This window comes from Bradyrhizobium sp. RP6, assembly GCF_003837805.1.
Classification (GTDB): Bacteria; Pseudomonadota; Alphaproteobacteria; order Rhizobiales; family Xanthobacteraceae; genus Bradyrhizobium.
Genome location: NZ_RQIT01000004.1, coordinates 1 through 22719, shown reverse-complemented (window position 1 = coordinate 22719; position 22719 = coordinate 1). Strand labels below are relative to the sequence as shown.

The 22719-nt window shown below is 64.4% G+C and carries 18 protein-coding genes; 14 read left to right on the top strand and 4 right to left on the bottom strand.

The genetic code is table 11. From position 1 onward, the window contains the following. The first annotated feature begins 10 nt into the window (after positions 1-10). On the top strand, positions 11-526 hold the full coding sequence (locus EHH60_RS11055) for a TRAP transporter small permease (RefSeq protein ID WP_124159505.1): 516 nt from the start codon (positions 11-13) through the stop codon (positions 524-526). Beyond that, on the top strand, positions 523-1842 hold the full coding sequence (locus EHH60_RS11050) for a TRAP transporter large permease (RefSeq protein WP_124159504.1): 1320 nt from the start codon (positions 523-525) through the stop codon (positions 1840-1842). The genes EHH60_RS11055 and EHH60_RS11050 overlap by 4 nt, the downstream gene beginning before the upstream one ends. Positions 1843-1893: 51 nt before the next feature. Here EHH60_RS11050 and EHH60_RS11045 read toward each other — a convergent pair whose 3' ends face one another. Further along, entirely contained in the window at positions 1894-3168 is a 1275-nt protein-coding gene (locus EHH60_RS11045; RefSeq protein WP_124159503.1) for a serine hydrolase domain-containing protein, read from the bottom strand. Between the two features lie 163 nt (positions 3169-3331). Between EHH60_RS11045 and EHH60_RS11040 the strand changes: the two genes are divergently transcribed. After that, positions 3332-4249: an intradiol ring-cleavage dioxygenase gene (locus EHH60_RS11040; protein ID WP_124159502.1), complete on the top strand. Its 918-nt coding sequence runs from the start codon at positions 3332-3334 to the stop codon at positions 4247-4249. Between the two features lie 81 nt (positions 4250-4330). Here the strand turns inward: EHH60_RS11040 and EHH60_RS11035 are convergent, their stop codons facing one another. The 3 genes from EHH60_RS11035 to EHH60_RS11025 all read right to left on the bottom strand — a co-directional run bounded on the left by EHH60_RS11035 (position 4331) and on the right by EHH60_RS11025 (position 8233). Further along, positions 4331-5371 carry an acyltransferase family protein gene (locus EHH60_RS11035; RefSeq protein ID WP_283811817.1) on the bottom strand — a complete coding sequence of 347 codons (1041 nt, stop codon included), beginning with the start codon at positions 5369-5371 and terminating at the stop codon, positions 4331-4333. 225 nt (positions 5372-5596) lie between these two features. After that, on the bottom strand, positions 5597-7327 hold the full coding sequence (locus EHH60_RS11030) for a bifunctional protein-serine/threonine kinase/phosphatase (protein WP_199751407.1): 1731 nt from the start codon (positions 7325-7327) through the stop codon (positions 5597-5599). Between the two features lie 66 nt (positions 7328-7393). Then, positions 7394-8233 (bottom strand): formate/nitrite transporter family protein, encoded by an 840-nt coding sequence (locus EHH60_RS11025; protein ID WP_124159499.1) that lies wholly within the window; start codon positions 8231-8233, stop codon positions 7394-7396. Positions 8234-8906: 673 nt separating this feature from the next. Between EHH60_RS11025 and EHH60_RS11015 the strand changes: the two genes are divergently transcribed. The 11 genes from EHH60_RS11015 to EHH60_RS10965 all read left to right on the top strand — a co-directional run bounded on the left by EHH60_RS11015 (position 8907) and on the right by EHH60_RS10965 (position 22552). Further along, entirely contained in the window at positions 8907-10229 is a 1323-nt protein-coding gene (locus EHH60_RS11015; RefSeq protein ID WP_124159498.1) for a CmpA/NrtA family ABC transporter substrate-binding protein, read from the top strand. A 65-nt stretch (positions 10230-10294) separates the two neighbouring features. Next, positions 10295-11191, top strand: coding sequence for a nitrate ABC transporter permease (ntrB, locus tag EHH60_RS11010; protein ID WP_124159497.1), 897 nt, complete (start codon positions 10295-10297; stop codon positions 11189-11191). 13 nt (positions 11192-11204) lie between these two features. Further along, positions 11205-11999 carry an ABC transporter ATP-binding protein gene (locus EHH60_RS11005; RefSeq protein ID WP_124159496.1) on the top strand — a complete coding sequence of 265 codons (795 nt, stop codon included), beginning with the start codon at positions 11205-11207 and terminating at the stop codon, positions 11997-11999. Between the two features lie 342 nt (positions 12000-12341). Next, positions 12342-13721 (top strand): MFS transporter, encoded by a 1380-nt coding sequence (locus EHH60_RS11000; RefSeq protein ID WP_124159495.1) that lies wholly within the window; start codon positions 12342-12344, stop codon positions 13719-13721. Between the two features lie 180 nt (positions 13722-13901). Continuing rightward, positions 13902-14285: a globin family protein gene (locus EHH60_RS10995; protein WP_124159494.1), complete on the top strand. Its 384-nt coding sequence runs from the start codon at positions 13902-13904 to the stop codon at positions 14283-14285. Between the two features lie 55 nt (positions 14286-14340). After that, positions 14341-15558 (top strand): NAD(P)/FAD-dependent oxidoreductase, encoded by a 1218-nt coding sequence (locus EHH60_RS10990; RefSeq protein ID WP_199751406.1) that lies wholly within the window; start codon positions 14341-14343, stop codon positions 15556-15558. A gap of 15 nt (positions 15559-15573) precedes the next feature. After that, on the top strand, positions 15574-18276 hold the full coding sequence (locus EHH60_RS10985; protein ID WP_124159492.1) for a nitrate reductase: 2703 nt from the start codon (positions 15574-15576) through the stop codon (positions 18274-18276). 263 nt (positions 18277-18539) lie between these two features. Further along, a complete protein-coding gene (locus EHH60_RS10980) occupies positions 18540-19436 on the top strand; it encodes an SMP-30/gluconolactonase/LRE family protein (protein ID WP_124159804.1) in 897 nt (298 codons plus the stop codon). 8 nt (positions 19437-19444) lie between these two features. After that, on the top strand, positions 19445-20284 hold the full coding sequence (locus tag EHH60_RS10975) for an aldo/keto reductase (protein ID WP_124159491.1): 840 nt from the start codon (positions 19445-19447) through the stop codon (positions 20282-20284). A gap of 187 nt (positions 20285-20471) precedes the next feature. After that, positions 20472-21413 carry a DMT family transporter gene (locus EHH60_RS10970; protein WP_199751429.1) on the top strand — a complete coding sequence of 314 codons (942 nt, stop codon included), beginning with the start codon at positions 20472-20474 and terminating at the stop codon, positions 21411-21413. 59 nt (positions 21414-21472) lie between these two features. Continuing rightward, positions 21473-22552: a zinc-binding dehydrogenase gene (locus tag EHH60_RS10965; RefSeq protein WP_124159489.1), complete on the top strand. Its 1080-nt coding sequence runs from the start codon at positions 21473-21475 to the stop codon at positions 22550-22552. The last annotated feature ends 167 nt before the right edge of the window (positions 22553-22719 follow it).

Genomic DNA, 22719 nt, shown 5'->3' with positions numbered 1-22719 from the left:
CGGAGCTCCAATGTCCGACATGCACGTCCCGTCCACGCCGTCGCTGTGGCGTCGCGTCACCGCGGCCTATGCGAAATTGCTGGAATTCCTGCTCGCCGCCTGCGTCGGCATCCTGGTCATCCCCGTCACGTTGCAGATCGTCTCGCGCTACACGCCGTTCATTCCCTCCTACATCTGGACCGAGGAGATGGCGCGATTCCTGTTCATCTGGACGATCATGATCGGGGCCATGGTCGGTGTGAGGGAGGCGCAGCATTTCGAGGTGGACGTGTGGCCCGACCTGTCGCGGCGGTCGGAGGCCGCGGTGCGGATTCTCGCCCGGCTCGGCGTGCTGGCGCTGGCGCTGGTGTTCGTAACCGCCGGCATCGAGTTCACCCGTTTTGCCTGGAACAGAACGTCGGAATTGGCCGATCTGCCGCTCTGGCTGATCCACGTCGCCTGGCCCGTGGCCGGCCTGACTTGGATCGTCTTTGCGGGTGAACAGATCATCGATGAAATACGCGTTCTGGTCGGGGCACAGAGATGAGCGGCACAGTACTTTCTGCCGGACAGGCCGCGATGGTGCTGTTCGGAGGCTTCATCGGCCTGCTCATCGTGCGCGTGCCGGTTGCATTCGCGCTCGGCCTTGCCTGCGTGCCGATTCTGCTGATCGAGCCACGCCTGTCGCTGATGACACTCGCGCAAGAAACCTTCAACGCCTACAATTCCTTCATCCTGCTCGCGGTGCCGTTCTTCCTCTTGACGGCGAACCTGATGAGCATCGGCGGCATCACCGACCGTCTGGTGGCGCTGTCGCGCTCGATGGTCGGGCACTGGCCGGGATCGCTGGCGCAGATCAACGTCGTGCTGTCGGTGTTCTTTGCGGGCATCTCGGGCTCTTCCACCGCGGATGCGGCCAGCCAGTCGAAGATCTTCATCGATGCGCAGACCAAGGAGGGCTACGATCTCTCCTTCTCCATCGCCATCACGGCAGTGTCCGCGGTTCTCGCAGTCGTCATCCCACCGTCGATCCTCATGATCGTCTGGGGCGGGTTGATTTCGACCTCGATTGCGGCGATGTACCTCGCCGGCATCGTGCCGGGCTTGCTGATCGCGGGTGCGCAGGTGGCGACGGTGCACGTCTATGCGGTGCGTCGCGGCTACCCGACCTATCCGAAGGCGACCTGGGCCGAGATGCGGTACGCCATCTGGCGGTCGATACCGGCCATGATGACGCCGTTCATCATCGTTGGCGGCATTCTGCTCGGCTGGTTTACAGCAACCGAGTCCGCCTGCGTCGCGGTGCTCTACTCCATCGTGCTATCGATGTTCTTCTATCGCGAGACAGGTCTACGCGAATTGTACAAGGCCTTGCTCGACACCGGACGTCTTGCCGGCGTGGCCCTGTTTTGCGTCGGCACCGCCAGCGCTTTCGGCTGGCTGCTCGCCTATTACAAGATCCCCCAGGAGCTGCTGGCCAACGTCTCGACCTGGGGCATGGGAGCTGTCACTGCCGGCTTCTTCATCTCCTTCTGCTTTCTCGTGGTGGGCTGCTTCCTCGACGCCATCCCGGCCATCATCATCGTCGGCACCGTGCTGGAGCCGCTCGCCAAGTCGGTCGATCTCCATCCGGTCCAGTTCGCGATCATCTCCATCGTATCGCTCGCCTTCGGACTGGTGACGCCCCCCTACGGCCTGTGTCTGATGATCGCCTGCTCGATCGCCGGCGTGCGGCTGCGCTATGCCCTGAAGGACACGGTGATCATGCTGATCCCGATGCTGCTCGTGCTGGCCGCTGTCATCGTCTGGCCCAGCGTGTCACTGTTCCTGCCGCGTCTGATCGTGCCGGAGATGCTTAGATGACGGCCTGATGGTGCAATCCCGCTGCTGACGCGGCGGGATTGCTTCGATCCGTTACAGATTGCTCTCGGTGATCGCAGCGTAGACCATGCTGCGCAGCTCGCGGCGGATCGGATAGGCGCTCGACGGCAGCACCTGCGTCATGAAGATGGTGATCAGGTCCTCGGCCGGATCGATCCAGAACGAGGTCGTGGCCGCGCCGCCCCAATTGTACTCGCCTGGGCTGCCGGCGATCAGCGTCTCGGCCGGGCGCATGGTGACGGCGAAGCCGAGACCGAAGCCGATGCCGTTATAAGTGGCCTCGGAGAACAGCGAGCGCGACACCTCCGGCAGTGCACGTCCGCCCGGGATGTGGTTCGTCGTCATCAGCGCCAGCGTCTTCGGCCCGATCAGCCTGACGCCGCCGAGCTCACCACCATTGAGCAGGGCGCGACAGAAGGTGAGATAGTCGGCGACCGTCGAGCACAATCCGCCACCGCCGGAGATGAAGGAGGGCGGCGACAGGAACGAGCTCGTCGTCGGATCGTCCTGAAGCGTCAGCCCCTCGCGGCGCTGGCCGGCATGGAAGGTCATGCCGCCGCCGGGGTCCGCGGAGTAGCAGGCGGCGAAGCGATGCGCCTTCGAGGCGGGCACGTGGAAATCGGTGTCGGTCATGCCGAGCGGATCGAGAATCCGCCGCTTGAGAAACTGCTCGAAAGGCATCCCCGAGATCTTTCCGACGAGATAGCCGATCACGTCGGTTGAGACCGAGTAGTTCCAGGATTCGCCCGGCGAGAATTCCAGCGGGATCTTTGCGAGGCCCTCGATCATGGTCTGCAGCGTGCCGGACTTCTCGACCTCGCCGATCTTCTCGCTGCGATAGGCGGCATCGACATTGGAGCGCTGCTGGAAGCCGTAGGTCAGGCCGGAGGTGTGGCGCAGCAGGTCGACGATCAGCATCGGCCGCGACGGCGGCCGGGTCAGGAAGGCCGGATAGGTGCCGGCGACGAAGACGCCGAGATCCTTCCATTCCGGAATGTATTTGGCGACGGGCTCGTCGATCGCGACGAGGCCTTCCTCGACCAGCATCATGAAGGCGACGCTGGTGAGCGGCTTGGTCATGGAATAGATGCGGTAGATGGTGTCGTCCTTGACCGGCACCTTGCGCTCGACGTCGGCAAAGCCCTGCACCGAGCTGTGAGCGATCTTGCCGCGGCGGTAGACGAGAAGCTGGGTCCCCGGGAAGCGGCCGGCATCGATGTACCGGTTCTTCAGATGCGCGTCGACGCGGTCAAGCGCGGCCTTGGACATGCCGACGGATTCGGGCGAGGCGGGGGTGGGGGCGAGCATCAGTTCCTCCGGGGCGTTTTGTCGGAAAGTTGATACCGAAATGGCGGCCCCATTCCAAGTCGGTTGCGCTTAACGCGGCTGGGGCGACTGGTGTAGGCTCGGTCTCGGAACGCCTCCAGGGAGCCCGCCCGGGCCAACGAGAAAAACGCGAGGGCAACGCATCATGACGCAGTTCAACGAGACCGAACTCACCGAAGCCGTCGTTCGGAGCTTCGACCGGACGCCTGATACGCGGGCAAAATTCCTGCTGCAGGAATTGGTGAAGTCGCTGCACGATTACGTGAGCAAGACCGGCCTGACCTTCGAGGAATGGGAATACGCCATCGATTTCCTGACCCGGACCGGGCAGAAATGCACCGACACGCGCCAGGAGTTCATCCTCTTGTCCGACGTGCTCGGCGTCTCCATGCTGGTCGACGCCGTCAACCATCGCGACCGCGAGGGTGCCACACAGACCACGGTGCTCGGCCCGTTCTATGTCGGCGAGCACAAGGTGACCGCGCACGGCACCGACATCTCGCCGAACAATCAGACGGGCGAACGGATGTTCGTGCAGAGCCGCGTCACCGACCTTAACGGCAAGCCGCTCGCCGGCGTTCCCGTCGACGTCTGGCATGCCGACGATGACGGCTTCTACGATTCCCAGAAGCCGAATTATGACGAGGTCGGCGCCTCGGCGCGGGCGCGCTTCATCACCGATGATGACGGCCGCTTCTTCTTCCGCACCATCCTGCCGTGCAGCTATCCGATCCCGACCGACGGTCCCGTCGGCGAGATGATCGTGCAGACGGGTCGTCACCCGATGCGCCCGGCGCATGTGCACTTTCTGGTCAATGCGAAGGGTTATGAGCCGCTGATCACCCACGTCTTCATCGGCGGCGACAAGTATCTGGATTCCGACGTCGTGTTCGGCGTCAAGGACGACCTCGTTGCCAAGGTCGAGCCGCGCAGCGATGCTGAGATGCCCGACGGCACCAAAGCGAACGGGCAGTGGCATCTGATGTCCTACGAATTCCACCTCAAGCCCGGCGGCGGCATGGCGCCGAAGCCGCTGGGGGTGAAGGCGGCGGAGCCGGCGTGACGGCTCCCCGCCGGCGGCGGGTGATAACAAGCTGGCAGCCAAGAACGGCAATCGCCGCTCGCGTGAACCGGCGCGGAGTGCTTAGTCGACCCGTGCTGGAATATGCACGGCCCCCTCTCGTCTCTGGGCATCCGAGGTCTGTTGGTCGGTGCTCCACCCGCGGCCCCATCTGATGAGCGGCGCCTCAATGATGATGTGCAAGACCCAGGCGAGGCCGATGGAGAGCAGAATGCCGGCGACGATTGTCGCGGCCGTCGATAACAGCCACACCTCGGTAAAGTTGATCATCCATTTTATCACCAGGTAATGGACGATATACAGCGAGTACGAAATCTTGCCGAACCATTGCAGGATTGGCGAAAAGGACCGCCCTTCGATCTCGGCGGACACCACGGCATGGATGAGCAATCCCGCAGCGAGGCCATAGGTTGGCACGCGCGCGAATTGCGGGTCGGCCGATCCGGACACGAATATCCAGTACCATCCGACAGCGAACAGGCCGGCTGAAGTTGCCAGAGCATGGCGCGAAAAGAGCAATCGACCGTTCCTGTGGAGATAGGCGATGCCGGCGCCAGCGCCGAATTCCAGGACCAGGGGATGGGAATAGATGCCAAGCTGCAGGCGGAATACGAGGGCAATAACGACCATGCCGAGCCCCGCGAACAGCAGTTCGAACAACCGGTTCGGCGCGATGGCGAGGATGGCCGCAACTGCCGCATAGAAATGCAATTCGAAAGCAATCGACCAGGCCGGGCCAAGGTACCAGTTCGGATATGTCCACGCGAAGATGAGGCCAAGGTCGAGCGGCGGACGTTTCTCCGGCGACAGATCGATCCAGGACGAGCTGGCGAACGCCGCCAGCAACACAAGCCAGTAGACCGGATAAATTCGAACCGCTCGTCTGAAGATGAAGCTCAACGCGTCGCGGTGCGCCGCCGCCGTGGTTGCGATGATGAAGCCGGAAATGACAAAGAAGATGTCGACGCCGCTTGCAAGAAGGGTGAGGACGCCTTCGGCAACACCCGGGCCGACCATGTCGGGTCGCGCGCTAACCGCGTGTCCGCAGACCACCGACAGCGCAGCAACGCCGCGCATTGCCTCTACACCCGCGAAGACGCGCAAAACGCCCCTGCAACATCAATTACAAGTTGAGTTCTATCTGCAGGCAAGGATACTAATAAATGGTTGCGTGTAGCTAAGAAACTCTACGCGAGGATGTGTGAAGTGGGCTGGGGCGGAACGGCACCTTGCCCATGATCGCTCGGAGTAAGAAGCGACTGTGCGCCGACCAGCCGCATGTCCGTTTAGCCGCCAGAAGCTCACGCCTGCGCCTCATGAGCACGCGCTCTAGCGCGCGTGCAGCAGCGCCAGCAGCCCGATGACCGCGCAGGCGAGCGCCGCCGACGTCACCTTCCAGAACATCAGCGGGTTGCGCTCCAACAGCGGCGTCATTCGCGTGTCGAGATAGGCCGGGTTGGGCGTGCGAAGCTCGTGGACGAATTCGGACAGGTCCTCGTGCCGCTTGTAGGGATCGGGATGGAGCGCGCGCCTGAGCGCGCCATCGACCCAGGCCGGCACATTGCGGTCGTCGTCCGCCGGACGATACTGGAGCCTGCGCACGTCCGCCTTGCGCCGGATCCTGGCGATTTGGGTGCCGTAGGGAAGCTTTCCCGTCAGCATCTGGTAGCAGATCACTGCCAGCGAAAACATGTCGGAGCGCGGTAAGCCGCCCTGTCCAAGAAAATATTCCGGCGCCGTATACTGGACCGTTCCCAGGATTTCGTCGGCCTCCTCGCGAGGCGCGGCCTCGGCCACGCCGGCGACCCTGACCGATCCGAAATCGATGATCTTGGCCGTGCCGGTCTTGTCGATCAGGATGTTGTCGGGCCTGAGGTCCTGATGCAGCATCTCCATGCGGTGGAAGGCGCGCAGGCCCGCCGCGATCTGCTCGACCAGCCCGCGGACGGTTTCGAGATCGGGGCGCGGATTGTCGATCATCCACTGCTTCAGGGTCTGCCCCTCGACGAATTCGGTCGCGACGTAGAGGTAGCTGCGCCGCCTCGACTGTGACCGCGGCTTCAGCACGTGCGGGCTGTCGATGCGTCGCGCGATCCACTCCTCCATTAAAAAGCGCTTCAGGTACGCGGCATTGTCGCGCAAGTCGACCGACGGCAGCTTGAGCGCGACCGGTTCCCCGGTCTCCACGTCGACGGCAAGATAGATGTGGCTGCGGCTGCTGCCGTGAATCTCGCGGACGATCCGATAGCCGTCGAAGATCGCACGCGGCTCAGGCAGCGGCGGAAGCGGCAATTGTGCGGTCTGATTGAAGATACCGGCCGGCTCGCGCTGAGGCACCGCGTCGATGCGCAGGATCTGGACGGTGATGTTGTCGTCGCTGCCGCGCCGGTAGGCTTCCTCGACGACGGCCTTCGCTGCCGCGTCGAGATCGCCCGCATGCTCGTTCAGCGCGCTCGTGACGAAGCGTGCCTCGACGAATTCGTAAGCGCCGTCGGTCGCCAGCAGAAAGGTGTCGCCGGCCTCGACCTCGAACGCCTGATAGTCGATCTCGAGCTGCGGATTGATGCCGAGCGCGCGGCCGAGATAGGTCTGCTCGGACGATACGATGATGCGGTGATCGTCGGTCAGTTGCTCGAGCGTCTTGCCGGCGACGCGGTAGACGCGGCAGTCGCCGACATGAAAGATGTGCGCGGTGGTCGCCTTGATGACCATGGCGCTGAGGGTGCAGACATAGCCCTTGTCGCGGTCATAGGCATATTGGCTCTTGCGCGTCTGCGCATGCAGCCAGGAATTGGTCGCGTCCAGCACGCGGCGGGCGGAGGTCTTCACCGTCCAGGATTCCGACGTGCAGTAATAGTCCATCAGGAAGCTCTTGACCGCCGACTCGCTGGCGATCTGGCTCACCGTGCTGGAGGAGATGCCGTCGGCGAGGACGGCCGCAATGCCCTTCAGGCTGAGCAGCGGCTCTTCCGGAATCAGGACGCCGTGAAAGTCCTGGTTGATGGGCTTGCGGCCCTTGTCGGAATGCTGGCCGACCGAAATCTGGAGTCCGCGGGTCATCGTCGCCACCGGCAAAGGGGAGTCTCACCGTGCTCGGGCGAGGCTCCCCTGTCGAGATGGATTCGATCAGGCCGCAACGCGGGGCTTCGCAGCCTTGCCGGCCTGGCGCTTCGGCAGGGTCATGACATGCGTGGCATAGAGGGTCATGCCGGTGAAGGCGAGGCCGCCGACGAGGTTGCCGAGCACGGTCGGGATCTCGTTCCAGATCAGATAGTCCATGATCGAGAACTTGGCGTGCAGCATCAGGCCCGACGGGAACAGGAACATGTTCACCACGGAATGCTCGAACACCATGTAGAAGAACACCAGGATCGGCATCCACATCGCGATGACCTTTCCGGGGACCGAGGTCGAGATCATGGCGCCGACGACGCCGGTCGAGACCATCCAGTTGCAGAGCATGCCCCGCAGGAACAGCGTCGCCATGCCTGCCGCGCCGTGCGCGGCATAGCCCAGCGTGCGCCCTTCGCCGATATTGCCGATGGCCGCGCCGACCTTGTCGGGCGCCTGGGTGAAGCCGAAGGTCGTGACGAAAGCCATCATGAAGGCCACGGTGAAGGCGCCGGCGAAGTTGCCGACGAACACGAGACCCCAATTGCGCAGCACGCCACTGAGCGTGACACCCGGGCGTTTGTCGATCAGAGCGAGGGGGGAGAGCACGAAGACGCCGGTCAGCAGGTCGAAGCCCAAGAGATAGAGCATGACGAAGCCGACCGGAAACAAGAGCGCGCCGATCAGCGGCTGGCCCGTGTTGACGTTGATCGTGACGGCGAACCAGGCTGCCAATGCCAGGATGGCGCCGGCCATGTAGGCGCGGATGATGGTATCCCGGGTGGACATGAAGATCTTGGACTCGCCCGCATCCACCATCTTGGTGACGAATTCCGAAGGCGCGAGATACGACATCAATGGTTCCCTTGCTTCCTAAGTGAGATCGACACGCTCCGGAGAGCGCGGCTGAACGTGATCGGCCGTGCGGACTGGCCTGCCGCGCACGAGGGCTATGGAAAATCAGGAAGCTTTGGGAATCGCGTCACGAGGACTTTGAGCCAGGAGGGCCGCGAAGCAGGTCAGCTTCCGGGATGCAGCCGCCAGAGGCTGCATCAATGCGGCGAGCCGCAGTCTTCGTTGACGGCGAAGGAAATGCAAGTTGCGTGCCGGTAGCTCGCCTCAGAAACATCAAGCAATTTCAATGCGATGCCGCTCTGCTGGACCTGAATCTGAGGCCGCCCCGGCCTTTTACTTAAGCTGCTGCACAAGACTTGTGCGCCGCACAAGGGTTGTGCAGGCCGCAAATTTCGGATGCGGAACCGACGTGCGACAGTTTGGCTCGGTCAACCTAAGGCATTGATCCATTATTGACTTTTACAGCGTTGAGCTTGGCATGAAGCTTGAATGGCTCCGCTCGACGCCATTGAAGCCGTCCCGCGAGACATCTCATCCGATTTGCTGACGCCACCAGACGGGGGTTCCCCCGTCGCGCGTTCGCATGCGCCAAAGTCGGCGCCACCGGACGGACGGGCCGCTCGCGCGCACAGCCGCAAATCATTCCGCACAGACGCAAAGGACGATACAGCCTATGAGCAAGCGCACCCGCCGGCCCTCGGAAACGACCGGCCTCAGCCGCCGTCAATTGTTGAAGGCCATCGGCTCGACCGCCGCACTTCTCGCAGCCGCAAAACTGAACTTCCCGGCCGGCGCCTTCGCGCAGGATTCAGGCCCCGAGGTCAAGGGCGCCAAGCTCGGCTTCATCGCACTCAGCGACGCCGGACCGCTCTTCGTCGCCAAGGACAAGGGCCTGTTCGCCAAATACGGCATGCCCGACATCGACGTGCAGAAGCAGGCCTCCTGGGGCACGACGCGCGACAACCTCGTGCTCGGCTCGGAAGGCAACGGCATCGACGGCGCGCATATCCTGACCCCGATGCCGTACCTGATCTCGGCCGGCAAGGTGACGCAGAACAACCAGCCGACGCCGATGTACATTTTGGCGCGGCTCAATCTCGACAGCCAGTGCATCTCCGTCGCCAATGAATATGCCGACCTCAAGCTCGGCGTCGATGCGGCGCCGTTCAAGGCCGCGCTGGAGAAGAAGAAGGCGTCGGGCAAGGCGGTGAAAGCCGCGATGACTTTCCCCGGCGGTACCCACGACCTCTGGATCCGCTATTGGCTCGCCGCCGGCGGCATCGATCCCGACAAGGACATCGAGACCATCGTGGTGCCGCCGCCGCAGATGGTGGCCAACATGAAGGTCGGCACCATGGACTGCTTCTGCGTCGGCGAGCCCTGGAACCTGCAACTGATCCACCAGAAGATAGGCTACACCGCGGTCAACACCGGCGAGCTCTGGAACAAGCATCCGGAAAAATCCTTCGGCATGCGCGCTGCCTTCGTCGACAAATACCCGAAAGCGGCAAAGGCGCTGCTGATGGCCGTGATGGAAGCCCAGCAATGGTCCGACAAGGCCGAGAACAAGGCCGAGCTTGCCGCCATCATGGGCAAGCGGCAGTGGATGAACTGCCCGGTCGAGGACGTGCTCGACCGCACTGCAGGCAAGTTCGATTACGGCATCCCGGGCAAGGTCGTCGAAAACTCGCCGCACATCATGAAGTACTGGCGCGATTTCGCCTCCTATCCGTTCCAGAGCCACGATCTCTGGTTCCTCACCGAGGACATCCGCTGGGGCAAGTACGAGCCCGGCTTCGATACCAAGGCGCTGATCGCCAAGGTCAACCGCGAGGACATGTGGCGCGATGCGGCCAAGACGCTCGGCGTCGCTGCCGCGGAAATTCCGACCTCGACCTCGCGCGGCAAGGAGACCTTCTTCGACGGCAAGGTGTTCGATCCCGAAAATCCGGCGGCGTATCTGAAGTCGCTCGCGATCAAGCGCGTCGAAGTCTGATGCAGCCCTGCGGCCGCCCATTGGGCGGCCGCATCGTCCTGATCATGCCGGAAAAGGGATTTTCGATGAACATGCCTGCCACGAAGATTGAGCTTGAGACCGCAGCGCCTGCGGCCGTTGCGGCGCCGGTGGTCGCGCTGACGCCGAAGCGTCCGCCGCGCGCCGAGACCTACGCACGGATGGCGCGCGAAACCGCGGTGCGCGTGATCCCGCCGCTGGTCGTGATCGCGCTTCTGACGCTGGTGTGGGAGCTGGTCTGCCGCCGCGCCGGCTCGGCCCTGCCGCCGCCGTCGAAAGTTTTCAACGACACCAAGGAGCTGATCTTCGATCCGTTCTTCGACCATGGCGGCATCGACAAGGGCCTGTTCTGGCATCTGTCCGCCAGTCTCCAGCGCGTCGCGCTCGGCTATTCGCTGTCGGCGATCGCGGGCATCGCGCTGGGCGTGCTGGTCGGCCAGTCGGTCTGGGCGATGCGCGGGCTCGATCCGTTGTTCCAGGTGCTGCGTACCATTCCGCCGCTCGCCTGGCTGCCGCTGTCGCTCGCGGCGTTCCGCGACGGCCAGCCCTCGGCGATCTTCGTCATCTTCATCACTTCGATCTGGCCGATCATCATCAACACCGCGGTCGGCATCCGCAACATCCCGCAGGACTACCGCAACGTCGCGGCCGTGGTGCAGCTCAATCCGCTCGAGTTCTTCGCAAAGATCATGATCCCGGCGGCGGCGCCTTACATCTTCACCGGCCTTCGCATCGGCATCGGCCTGTCGTGGCTGGCGATCGTCGCAGCGGAAATGCTCATCGGCGGCGTCGGCATCGGCTTCTTCATCTGGGACGCCTGGAACTCCTCGCATATCAGCGAGATCATCCTGGCGCTGTTCGATGTCGGGATCGTCGGCTTCGTGTTGGACCGCCTGATCGCGGGCCTCGGCAAGGTCGTCACCCGCGGCACCGCGCAGAACTGAGAGGAGAGGGCACATGACCGCCTACCTGAAGCTCGACCACATCGACAAGGTCTTCACCCGCGGCGCCGCCAGCACGGAGGTGCTGAAGGACATCAACCTCACGATCGAGAAGGGCGAGTACGTCTCGATCATCGGCCATTCCGGCTGCGGCAAGTCGACCCTGCTCAACATCATCGCAGGGCTGACCGGCGCCACCACGGGTGGCGTGCTGCTGGAAAACCGCGAGGTGAACTCGCCGGGGCCCGATCGCGCCGTGGTGTTCCAGAACCACAGCCTGCTGCCGTGGCTGACCGTCTACGAGAACGTCAGGCTCGGCGTCGACAAGGTCTTCGCCAGGACCAAGTCCCGCGCCGAGCGGGACGCCTGGGTGATGCACAATCTCAACCTCGTGCAGATGGCTCATGCCAGGGACAAGCGCCCGTCCGAAATCTCCGGCGGCATGAAGCAGCGCGTCGGCATCGCGCGGGCACTCGCCATGGAGCCGAAGGTGCTGTTGCTGGACGAGCCCTTCGGCGCGCTCGACGCCCTGACCCGCGCCCACTTGCAGGACTCGGTCATGGCGCTGCATCAGAAGCTCTGCAACACCATTCTGATGATCACCCACGACGTCGACGAAGCCGTGCTGCTCTCCGACCGCATCGTCATGATGACGAACGGGCCGAGCGCGCGCATCGGCGAGGTACTGGAGGTGCCGCTGGCGCGGCCGCGCAAGCGGCTCGAGCTCGCGACCAACGCGACCTATCTGAAATGCCGCCAGCGCGTGCTCGAATTCCTCTACGAGCGTCACCGCTTCGTCGAGGCCGCGTAAACGAAAAGTTTAACGCAATGACATGCACGCGCCCAAATAATTGACACCTCGCTCAATCCTTGTGCGTCGCACAAGGATTGAGCGAATCGCAAATTTAGCGTGCGAGAAAGCCCTGCGAACATTTCGGGCGCCACGAACAACATCCTGAAATCGCTGCATTTCCAGGATGCGCGCAACTGGCACGGAAATTGAAGCGCCTTTGCGCGACGCCAACGACGACGTCCCTCAACATCATCAAATCAGCATCGTGAACTCGCCACCGGGGTGAAGCTTCGGAGCGCGCCTCCTTGTCTGGAGGCTGAGCCTGCAACGACGCAGCGGTGAGACTGGAAGGGATATGCAATGACGAAGAGTCCCACTTGGATTTCTGACTGGCGCCCCGAAGATGAGGCGTTCTGGAACGCGACAGGCAAGACGATCGCGCGGCGCAACCTGATCTGGTCGATCGTGGCCGAGCATATCGGCTTCTCGGTCTGGCTGATCTGGAGCATCGTCACCACCAAGCTGCCGCAGGCGGGCTTCCACTACAGCACCGACCAGCTGTTCCAGCTCGTCGCCGTGCCGGGCCTGATCGGCGCCTTGATGCGCTTTCCCTACACCTTCGCAGTGACGACGTTCGGCGGCCGCAACTGGACCATCTTCAGTGCGGCGATCCTGTTCATTCCGACCTTGTCGCTCGCCTATTTCGTGAGCCAGCCCGACACACCGTTCTGGCTGATGCTGCTGGTCGCCTCGACCGCGGGTCTCGGCGGCGGCAATTTCGCCTCCAGCATGACCAACATCTCCTTCTTCTTCCCCGACCGGATGAAGGGATGGGCGCTCGGCCTCAACGCGGCCGGCGGCAATATCGGTGTCTCCAGCGTGCAGCTCCTGACCCCGATCCTGATGACGCTCGCCGTCTTCAACCTGTTCCAGGCTACACCGGTCGATGGCATCTTCCTGCAGAATGCCGGCCTGATGTGGGTGCTGCCGATCGCGATCGCGGTATTCGGCGCGGTGTTCTTCATGAACAATCTCACCACGGCGAAATCGTCGGTGAAGAACCAGCTTGCGATCGTCAAGCGCAAGCACACCTGGATCATGGCGTATCTCTACATCGGCACGTTCGGGTCTTTCATCGGCTATTCAGCGGCGTTTCCGCTTCTGATCAAGACGCAATTCCCCACCGTGACGATCTCGATCGCCTTCCTGGGCCCGCTGGTCGGCTCCCTGTCGCGTCCGCTCGGCGGCTGGCTCGCAGACCGGGTCGGCGGCTCCATCATCACCTTCTGGAATTTCATCGTGATGGCAGGCGCTACGGTCGGCGTGCTCTACTACGTCGGGCAGAAGGATTTCGTCGGCTTCCTGTCGATGTTCCTGATCCTGTTCGTGACGACGGGCATCGGCAACGGCTCGACCTACCGCATGATCCCCTCGATCTTCCGCGAGGAGAACCTGTTCAAGGTGCGCGGCAAGGGCGACGCGGCACGTAGCGCTGCCCTGAAGACCGCGAGCATCGAAAGCGGCGCAGCGGTCGGCTTCATCGGCGCGATCGGTGCCGTCGGCGGCTATCTGATCCCGAGCGGTTTCGGCAAGTCGATCGCCATGACCGGCGGGCCGCAGCTCGCGCTCGCGATCTATCTCGCCTTCTACGCCTCCTGTCTCGCTCTGACCTGGTGGTTCTACCTGCGTCGCAGCCCGCAGGGTGAAGGCGCGCCAAGCCTCGCCGGAGCGCGTGTGTAGAGCATGATCCGGAAAAGTGTGAAGCGGTTTTCCGACCAGATCATGCTCAGACGATAGAGACTTGGCACGAATGTCGCTTCTCTCCGTACGCGGGGAGAAGTCTCTCTGATGACGTTTGATCCATGAACTTCTTCCGCAATGGCGCGGACGAAGGCAGACCGAAACAGACAGGAGAACATCATGACGCCGGAACAGATCGCCCTCATTCAGCAGAGCTTCTCCAAGGTCGCGCCGATATCGGAAGCCGCCGCGGTGCTGTTCTACGATCGCCTGTTCGAGGTGGCGCCGTCCGTGCGCGCGATGTTTCCCGTGGACATGACCGAGCAGCGCAAGAAGCTGATGGGCATGCTCGCTGCCGTGGTCGGCGGCCTGTCGAACCCGGAGTCGATTCTTCCCGCGGCCTCCGCCCTCGCCAAGCGACACGTCGCCTATGGCGCCAAGGCCGAGCACTACCCTGTGGTCGGCGCGACCTTGCTGTGGACCCTGGAGAAAGGTCTTGGCGAAGCCTGGACGCCTGAACTCGCCGCAGCCTGGACCGACGCCTATGGCGTGTTGTCCGGCTAGATGATGTCCGAGGCCTATGGCGCACAAGCGCAGGCCGCCGAATAGGAGATGCCTTGTGAGTGAACCGCTCGTCATCGTCGGTAACGGTATGGCGGCCGCGCGTCTGGTCGACGAGCTTGCCAAGACCGCGCTCGGCCGCTACGCGGTCGCCGTGATCGGCGAGGAGCCGCGGCTCGCTTACAACCGTGTGCTGCTCTCCTCCGTGCTGGCCGGCGAGACCGGCTCGCACGAGATCGAGCTGCGGCCGGCCGACTGGTGGCGAAATCGCGGCGTCACGGTGCGCTACGGCTATCGCGTCACCGAGATCGACGTCGGTCGCCGCGAGCTCAAGATCGAAGGCGAGGAAAGCATGGAATATTCCAAGCTCGTCCTCGCCACCGGCTCGACGCCGCTGCGGCTCAACGTTCCGGGTGCCGATCTCTCCGGCGTGCACACCTTTCGCGATACCCGCGACGTCGACCTGCTGCTGACGCTGGCCGCGGCGAAGAAGCGCGTCGTCGTGGTCGGAGGCGGCCTGCTCGGGCTAGAGGCGGCCTATGGTCTCGCCAAGGCCGGCGCCCCCGTGACGCTGCTGCATCTGATGGACAGGCTGATGGAGCGACAGCTCGATGCGCCCGCGGCCGACCTGCTCAGGACGCTGGTCGAGCGCAAGGGCATCCGCATCCTGGTCAACGCGTCGACGGCCCGCGTCCACGGCGAGAGCCACGTCGAAGCCGTCGAGCTGGCCGACGGCAGCCGCATCGAAGCCGACGCCGTGATCTTCGCTGCCGGCATCAAGCCGAACGTCGTGCTGGCACAAGATGCAGGCATCGCGGTCAATCGCGGCATCGTCGTCAACGACGTCATGCAGACCTCCTCGCCCGACATCTTCGCGCTCGGCGAATGCGCCGAGCATCGCGGCAGCTGCTATGGCCTGGTCGAGCCCGCCTATGAGCAGGCGCGCGTGCTGGCGCGGCATCTTTCCGGCCGCCCCGCCGCCTATCAGGGCAGCGTGGTCTCGACCAATCTGAAGGTCTCCGGCGTCAGCGTGTTCTCCGCCGGCGACTTCATGGGCGGGGAGGGCAGCGAGAGCCTCGTGCTGTCGGACCGCAGCCGCGGCACCTACAAGAAGCTCGTGATTGCCGACGGCCGGCTCACCGGCGCCGTGCTGATCGGCGATACCGTCGATGCGCTCTGGTATCTCGAGCTGATCCGCAATCGCGACAAGGTCGCGGCGATCCGCACCGACATGATGTTCGGCCGCGCGCTTGCGCGTCCCTCCAAGGCTGCTTGACAAGGCTGTTTGACGATGACGGCGATCGATCCAGACCTCCGCACCACCAAGACGACGTGTCCCTATTGCGGCGTCGGCTGCGGCGTGCTGGCGACCCCCGACGGCAAGGGCGGGGCGGCTATCGCCGGTGATCCCGACCACCCCGCCAATTTCGGCCGGCTGTGCTCCAAGGGCTCCGCGCTCGGCGAGACCGTCGGGCTCGAAAGCCGGCTGCTCTACCCGATGATCCGCTGCAAGGGCGTGTTGGAGCGCGTCGCCTGGAGCGATGCGCTCGATCATGTCGCCCATCGCATGCAGCACATCGTGGCGCGCGACGGCGCCGACGCGGTCGCCTTCTATCTCTCCGGCCAGCTCCTCACCGAGGACTATTACGTCGCCAACAAGCTGATGAAGGGGTTTGTCGGCACGGCGAATGTCGACACCAATTCGCGGCTCTGCATGTCCTCTTCAGTCGCGGGTCATCGCCGCGCCTTCGGCGCCGACACCGTGCCCGGCTGCTACGAGGATCTCGACCAGGCCGATCTGCTCGTCTTCGTCGGCTCGAATGCGGCCTGGTGCCATCCCGTTCTGTTCCAGCGCATGCTGAAGAACCGGCAGGAGCGTGGCGCGCGCATGATCGTGATCGACCCGCGCCGTACCGACACCGCCGGCGATGTCGACCTGTTCCTCGGCCTCAGGCCCGGCACCGACACGGCGCTGTTCTCGGGCCTGTTCGTCCATCTCGCCGATAGCGACGCCCTCGATCGGGCTTACATCGCGCAGAACACCAGCGGATACGACGACGCGCTGGCGCGTGCGCGCAACATCGCCGGCAGCGTCACGGCGACGGCGCTTGCCACGGGCCTCTCCGAGCAGGACGTCGCCGCCTTCTTCAGGATGTTCCGTGACACCGCGAAGGTGGTCACGCTGTATTCGCAAGGGGTCAACCAGTCGGCGCAGGGCACCGACAAGGTCAACGCCATCCTGAACTGCCATCTTGCGACGGGGCGCATCGGCAAGCCGGGCGCCTCGCCGTTTTCGCTCACCGGCCAGCCCAATGCGATGGGTGGCCGCGAGGTCGGCGGCCTCGCCAATATGCTCGCCGCCCATATGGGTTTCACGCCGCCCGACATCGATCGTGTCAGGCGGTTCTGGAAGGCGCCGCGCATCGCCACCCATGAGGGGCTGAAGGCGGTGCAATTGTTCGAGGCCATCAACCGCGGCGAGGTCAAGGCGCTGTGGGTGATGGGCACCAACCCGGCGGTGTCGCTGCCGGATGCCGACATGGTCCGCGATGCCCTGAAGAAGCTCGAACTGTTCGTGGTCTCCGAGAACGTGCTCTCCAACGACACGGTCGAGGCCGGCCCGCATGTGCTGCTGCCGGCGCTGGCCTGGGGCGAGAAGTCGGGCACGGTGACCAATTCCGAGCGGCGCATCTCGCGCCAGCGCGCCTTCCTGCCGGCGCCGGGCGAGGCGCGCCCCGATTGGTGGATTCTCAGCGAGATCGCAAAACGTTTCGGTTTCGGCGACAGCTTCAACTACAGATCCGCCGCCGATATCTTTCGCGAGCACGCCGCCCTCTCGGCCTTCGAGAACAATGGCAGCCGCGATTTCGATATCGGCGCGCTGGGTTCGGTGTCCGACGAAGCCTTCGACGCCCTGAAGCCGGTGCAGTGGCCCGCGCGCGAGGGCGGGACGCCCGGCGAGCGCTTCTTTGCGCAAGGCGGCTTCTTCACCAATGACGGCAAGGGCCGCTTCATCGCGCCGGAGGTGCCGGCGCTGCGCGGCGAGACCGGTCCGTCGCGACCCTTGCGGCTCAACACCGGGCGCATCCGCGACCAGTGGCACACCATGACCCGCACGGGGCTGAGCCAGCGGCTGGGCGCACATTTGCCGGAGCCGTTCGTGGAGATTCATCCCGATGACGCCAGCAAATACGGCATCGCACATGACGGCTATGCCCGCATCACCACCGACTACGGCCAGTGCATCCTGAAGGCCGTCGTCAGCGACCGGCAGCAGCGCGGCACCCTGTTCGTGCCGATCCACTGGAGCGCGACGAACGCCTCGCACGGCCGCGTCGGCGCGCTGGTGCAGTCCTTCACCGATCCGTTCTCGGGCCAGCCGGAGGCCAAGGCGACGCCGGCCGCGATCGCGCCTTACGAATTCGTCTTCCGCGGCTTCGCGCTGTCGCGCAAGCCGCTGAATCTGCCGCAGAACCTGTTGTGGACGCGCGTAACGGTCGCCGGTGGCTTCGGTTATCTCTTTGCCGACAATGCGGATCTCGCCCGCTGGCCGGCCTGGCTCGATGGTGTTGCCGGCGAGGACGTTGCCGAATACCGCGACTTCGGCGGCGGCGTCTATCGCGCCGCCTCGTTCGCAGGTGATCGTATCGAGACCTGCCTGTTCGTCGGACCCGCGCACGATGCCGGCGATTGGGAGGTGGTGAAAAGCGCATTCGCCGCCGACCGCGTGACCGACGAGCAGCGTCGCATGCTGCTGTCCGGCAAATCGATAGAGGGCGCCGCTTCGACCGGTCCGATCGTCTGCGCCTGCTTCGGCGTCGGCCGCGGCTCCATCTGCGACACCATTGCCGGCGGCGCGCGCACCGTCGCCGAGATCGGCGCCAGGCTCAAGGCCGGCACCAATTGCGGCTCCTGCATCCCCGAGCTGAAGCGGTTGATCGCGACGACGGAAGTGCCGGTGAAGCAGACCAAGGTCGCGAGCGCCGCGGGGTAGGCGAACGAGGTCTCGTGCCTCGGACGCTGCGCAGCACGAAGTGATGTGCTGCAGAGCCGGGCCCATGTTGCAGCGACCCATGCGGCTTCCTGGGTCCCGGCTCTGCGCCGCAACGCTGGGGCGTTGCAGCGCGTCCGGGACACGAGAGTGGCGTAGGCTGGTGCTCGTGCTCCTGGCGCAGCCGTGATCTCCGCTCAATCGACGCGCCTTCAATTGTCCCCTATGGTGCCGCGTGCTCCTCCTCAACAACCACAATAGCGATGATGTACCTGGAAACGCCGCCGCGCCTGATCGAGACAAGAGTCTTCACCGCCATGCCCGACAAGTTCCGCTGCAGGGGCGAGCGGACCGATTGGGCCGACGCCAACCGCCCGGGGGTGCCGACGGACTCCTTCATCGAAGGTCCTTCATTCGACAAGGATGGCAACCTCTACATCGTCGACATTCCCTTCGGCCGCATCTTCCGTATCGCGCGTGACGGCGAGTGGTCGCAGGTCATCGCATACGAGGGCTGGCCGAACGGGCTGAAGATCGCATCCGACGGCCGCATCCTGGTCGCCGACTACATGCACGGCATCATGGAGCTCGATGCAAAGGCCGGACGGATCAAGCCGGTACTGACCGCGCGCAATTCGGAATCGTTCCGCGGCTGCAACGATCTCCACCTCGCCAGCAATGGCGACGTCTATTTCACCGATCAGGGCCAGACCGGGCTGCACGACCCCAGCGGCCGGGTCTATCGTCTCGCGTCGAACGGCCGGCTCGATTGCCTGATCGACACCGGCATCAGCCCGAATGGTCTCGTGCTCGGTCCGACCGAGACCGTGCTGTTCGTCGCGATGACGCGCGACAACGCGGTGTGGCGGTTGCCCTTCATGAAGGACGGCAGCGTGTCCAAGGTCGGCCGCTTCTGCTCGCTGTTCGGCACCAGCGGTCCTGATGGCATGACCATGGATGCCAAGGGCCGCCTGTTCGTCGGTCATGCCTCGCTCGGCCATGTCTTCGTGTTCGCGCCCAACGGCGAACTGATCGCGCGGATCAAGTCGTGCGCGGGACCGAACTGCACCAATGTCGCGATCGGTGGCGCCAACAGGGATCGTCTCTATATCACGGAGTCCGCGACCGGCAGCGTCCTGGTAGCGGATATCAGCGGACTGTGAGATCAAGCATGAACACACATCCCTTCGGCCAGACCGGCGCCAACGTCTCTATCATCGGGCAGGGCACCTGGTATCTCGACCACGGCGATCGCAAGCGTGCGATCGCGGCGCTTCAGCGCGGGCTCGATCTCGGCATGACCCATATCGATACCGCCGAGATGTATGGCGATGCCGAACTCGTCATCGCGGATGCGATCGCGGGCCGGCGCGACGAGGTGTTCCTCGTTTCGAAAGTGCTGCCCAGCAACGCCTCGCGCCGCGGAACCATCAGCGCTTGCGAGCGCTCGCTGAAGCGGCTCAAGACCGACCGGCTCGACTGCTATCTCCTGCACTGGCGCGGCTCCTATCCACTGGAGGACACCGTCGCTGCGTTCGAGGAATTGGTGAGATCAGGCAAGATCAAGTCCTGGGGCGTCTCCAACTTCGACGCGGACGATCTCGAGGAAATTCTCGACGTTGCGGGCGAGGGCCGGATCGCGTGCAACCAGGTGCTCTATCATCTGAAGGAACGCGCGATCGAGCATGCGGTGATCCCGTGGTGCGAGCGGCACAATGTCGCCGTCGTGGCCTACTCGCCGTTCGGCCACGACGATTTCCCGGCAGGCAGCAGCAAGGGCGGTGCCGTGCTGGCGCGCATCGCGGAAGCGCATCGTGCGACGCCGCGTCAGGTCGCGCTGAGCTTTCTCACCCGTGCGACTACGGTGTTGGCGATTCCGAAGGCCTCGTCTGCGGAACATGCCGGCGAGAATGCGGCGGCAGGCGACCTCGTGCTGACGAAGGACGAGATTGCCGCGCTGGACGCGGCGTTTCCCCGCGGGCCGAAGCCGCGCAGCCTTCCTATGCTGTAGTGCACAACGGGCAATATTAACGGAGCATTGACGCGCGCGGCGGCCGGCGCATATCGGCATCCTGTTTTCGGAAGTTGTTAACGGGGCGCATTTGTCGTTTTTTACGACCGTTCTCGATTCGCATTTTGCCCGGGTTCCAGCCGTGACACCGCCGCCCGCCGCAGCCGCAAGGCTCGACAGTATCCCCATGCCCGCGCCGGAGAAGAAGCAGCAGGCTCGCCGCGCGCCTGCGCGCGTCGATCATCCCTTCAAGGGCATCGCGCTGATCCTGCTCTCGACGGTGTTTCTCGGCTGCTCCGACGTCACCGCGAAGTATCTGGCGGCCAGCCTGCCTTCGATCGAGATCACCTGGATCCGCTTCCTCACCTTCACGCTGCTGTTCACGCCGGTGATGCTGCCGGCCTCGCCGCTCTATGCGATGCGCACCAAGCGTCCCGGCCTTCACGTGATGCGCGGGGCGGCGCTGCTTGGCTCCTCGCTGTTCTTCATCACGGGCCTCGGCTTCCTGCCGATCGCGGAGGCATCCGCCACCGGCTTCGTAGCGCCGCTGTTCGTCACTGCGCTCTCGATCGTCTTCCTCGGCGAGAAGGTCGGCATGCGGCGCTGGCTCGCCACCGCGCTCGGCCTGATCGGCGTGCTGATCATCCTGCGCCCGGGCACCAGCGCATTTCACCCCGCCGCATTCTTTCCGTTGGTCTCGGCCGCGTGCTGGGCCGGCACGTTGATCCTGACGCGCATGATGAGCGGACGCGAGGCCGTCGTCACCACCATGGCCTATTCCTCGCTGACCGGCCTTGCGATTCTGACCGCGCTGGTGCCGTTCGTCTGGGTCACACCGTCCTGGACCGCGATCGCGCTCGGCATCTTCATCGGCATCGCCTCGACCGCGGGCCAGTGGATCGTCGTGCTGGCCTATCGCTACGGCGATGCCTCTGTGCTGGCGCCGTTCTCCTACACGCAGCTGCTTTGGGTCAGCATTCTGGGCTTCTTCATCTTCGGCGAAGTGCCCGATGTCTTCACCATCACCGGCGCGGCCTTCATCGTGGCGAGCGGCCTCTACATCGCCCATCGCGAGCGTGTCCGCCGCGCCCAGCTCCTGGTGCTGGAAGAGCGTTCCCCGAACGCCTGACGCAAGTTCGCTCCTCGCGCTTTGTGATATCACGCTCCAAACATTACGGGAGGAGCCGGATGCGGGCCGCGATTTTCAGGAACGGAGAGATCGTCGTCGACCGGATCGCCGAGCCGAACCCGGGCCCCGGCCAGGTGCTGGTCAGGACGCTCGCCTGCGGCATCTGCGGCTCCGACCTGCACGCGCGCCAACACGCCCACCGCATGGTGGAGATGGCGCAGAAGGTCGGGCGCAAGCCGATGGACCTCTCCCGTGACGTCGTGTTCGGCCACGAGTTCTGCTGCGAAATCGTCGACTACGGCACCGGCACCGAACGCAAGCTCAAGCCCGGCACCCGCGTCTGCTCGCTCCCGGCGCTGCTGACGCCGCAGGGCATCGAAGGCATCGGCTATTCCAACGACAATATCGGCGGTTACGCCGAGGCGATGCTGCTCAGCGAAGCGCTGCTGCTTGAGGTGCCCAACGGCCTTGCGCCCGAGCATGCCGCGCTCACCGAGCCGCTGGCGGTCGGCGTCCACGCCGTGGCAAAAGCCAATATCAGCGGCGGCGAGGTGCCGCTCGTGATCGGCTGCGGCCCGGTCGGCCTCGCGGTGATCGCCGCGCTGAAGCTGAGGGGCCTGCACCCGATCGTCGCCGCGGACTATTCGCCGGCGCGGCGCGCGCTCGCGGCGAAGCTGGGCGCGGACGTCGTCGTCGATCCCCGGGTCTCGCAGCCTTATGCGACGTGGGCCGAGCACGCGCAGATGTCGGAGGCGGAGAAGGCGGCGCGGCCGCCGTTCCGGGCCATGCTGCCGGCGCTGAAGCCGGCGGTCATCTTCGAATGTGTCGGCGTGCCCGGCCTGCTGCAGCAGGTGTTCGAAGGCGCGCCGCGCGATGCACGCATCGTCGTGGTCGGCGTCTGCATGGAGACGGACAGAAGCGAGCCCATGCTCGGCATCATGAAGGAGCTGAGCGTCCAGTACGTGCTCGGCTACACGCCGGACGAATTCGCAAGCTCACTGCGCCTGATCGCGGAAGGGCAGGTGGATGCCGCCGCGATGGTGACGGCCGAAGTCGGCATCGACGGAGTCGCCAAGGCGTTCGCCGATCTCGCCAATCCCGAGATGCATACCAAGATCATCGTGCAGCCGTGGCGGTGAAAGCGCCGCCGCGACGGCGATGCGCTCCCTCTCCCGCTTGCGAGGGCTTTGCTTAATCGGGCGTGCGGGAGCAGTTCCCGATATGAGACTTTTTTGCGAGGCGTCGATCGGCGCGCGGCGTCGAACGATTGCGTTTTCGCGGCCGATCGAGGGCGTTGGGCTGCGGC

Coding starts and splice junctions, on each gene's coding strand:
- EHH60_RS11055 (WP_124159505.1), top strand. CDS start 11: ATGTCCGACATGCACGTCCCGTCCACGCCGTCGCTGTGGCGTCGCGTC.
- EHH60_RS11050 (WP_124159504.1), top strand. CDS start 523: ATGAGCGGCACAGTACTTTCTGCCGGACAGGCCGCGATGGTGCTGTTC.
- EHH60_RS11045 (WP_124159503.1), bottom strand. CDS start 3,168: ATGCTCGCCCCCACCCCCGCCTCGCCCGAATCCGTCGGCATGTCCAAG.
- EHH60_RS11040 (WP_124159502.1), top strand. CDS start 3,332: ATGACGCAGTTCAACGAGACCGAACTCACCGAAGCCGTCGTTCGGAGC.
- EHH60_RS11030 (WP_199751407.1), bottom strand. CDS start 7,327: ATGACCCGCGGACTCCAGATTTCGGTCGGCCAGCATTCCGACAAGGGC.
- EHH60_RS11025 (WP_124159499.1), bottom strand. CDS start 8,233: ATGTCGTATCTCGCGCCTTCGGAATTCGTCACCAAGATGGTGGATGCG.
- EHH60_RS11015 (WP_124159498.1), top strand. CDS start 8,907: ATGAGCAAGCGCACCCGCCGGCCCTCGGAAACGACCGGCCTCAGCCGC.
- ntrB (WP_124159497.1), top strand. CDS start 10,295: ATGAACATGCCTGCCACGAAGATTGAGCTTGAGACCGCAGCGCCTGCG.
- EHH60_RS11005 (WP_124159496.1), top strand. CDS start 11,205: ATGACCGCCTACCTGAAGCTCGACCACATCGACAAGGTCTTCACCCGC.
- EHH60_RS11000 (WP_124159495.1), top strand. CDS start 12,342: ATGACGAAGAGTCCCACTTGGATTTCTGACTGGCGCCCCGAAGATGAG.
- EHH60_RS10995 (WP_124159494.1), top strand. CDS start 13,902: ATGACGCCGGAACAGATCGCCCTCATTCAGCAGAGCTTCTCCAAGGTC.
- EHH60_RS10985 (WP_124159492.1), top strand. CDS start 15,574: ATGACGGCGATCGATCCAGACCTCCGCACCACCAAGACGACGTGTCCC.
- EHH60_RS10980 (WP_124159804.1), top strand. CDS start 18,540: ATGTACCTGGAAACGCCGCCGCGCCTGATCGAGACAAGAGTCTTCACC.
- EHH60_RS10975 (WP_124159491.1), top strand. CDS start 19,445: ATGAACACACATCCCTTCGGCCAGACCGGCGCCAACGTCTCTATCATC.
- EHH60_RS10970 (WP_199751429.1), top strand. CDS start 20,472: ATGCCCGCGCCGGAGAAGAAGCAGCAGGCTCGCCGCGCGCCTGCGCGC.
- EHH60_RS10965 (WP_124159489.1), top strand. CDS start 21,473: ATGCGGGCCGCGATTTTCAGGAACGGAGAGATCGTCGTCGACCGGATC.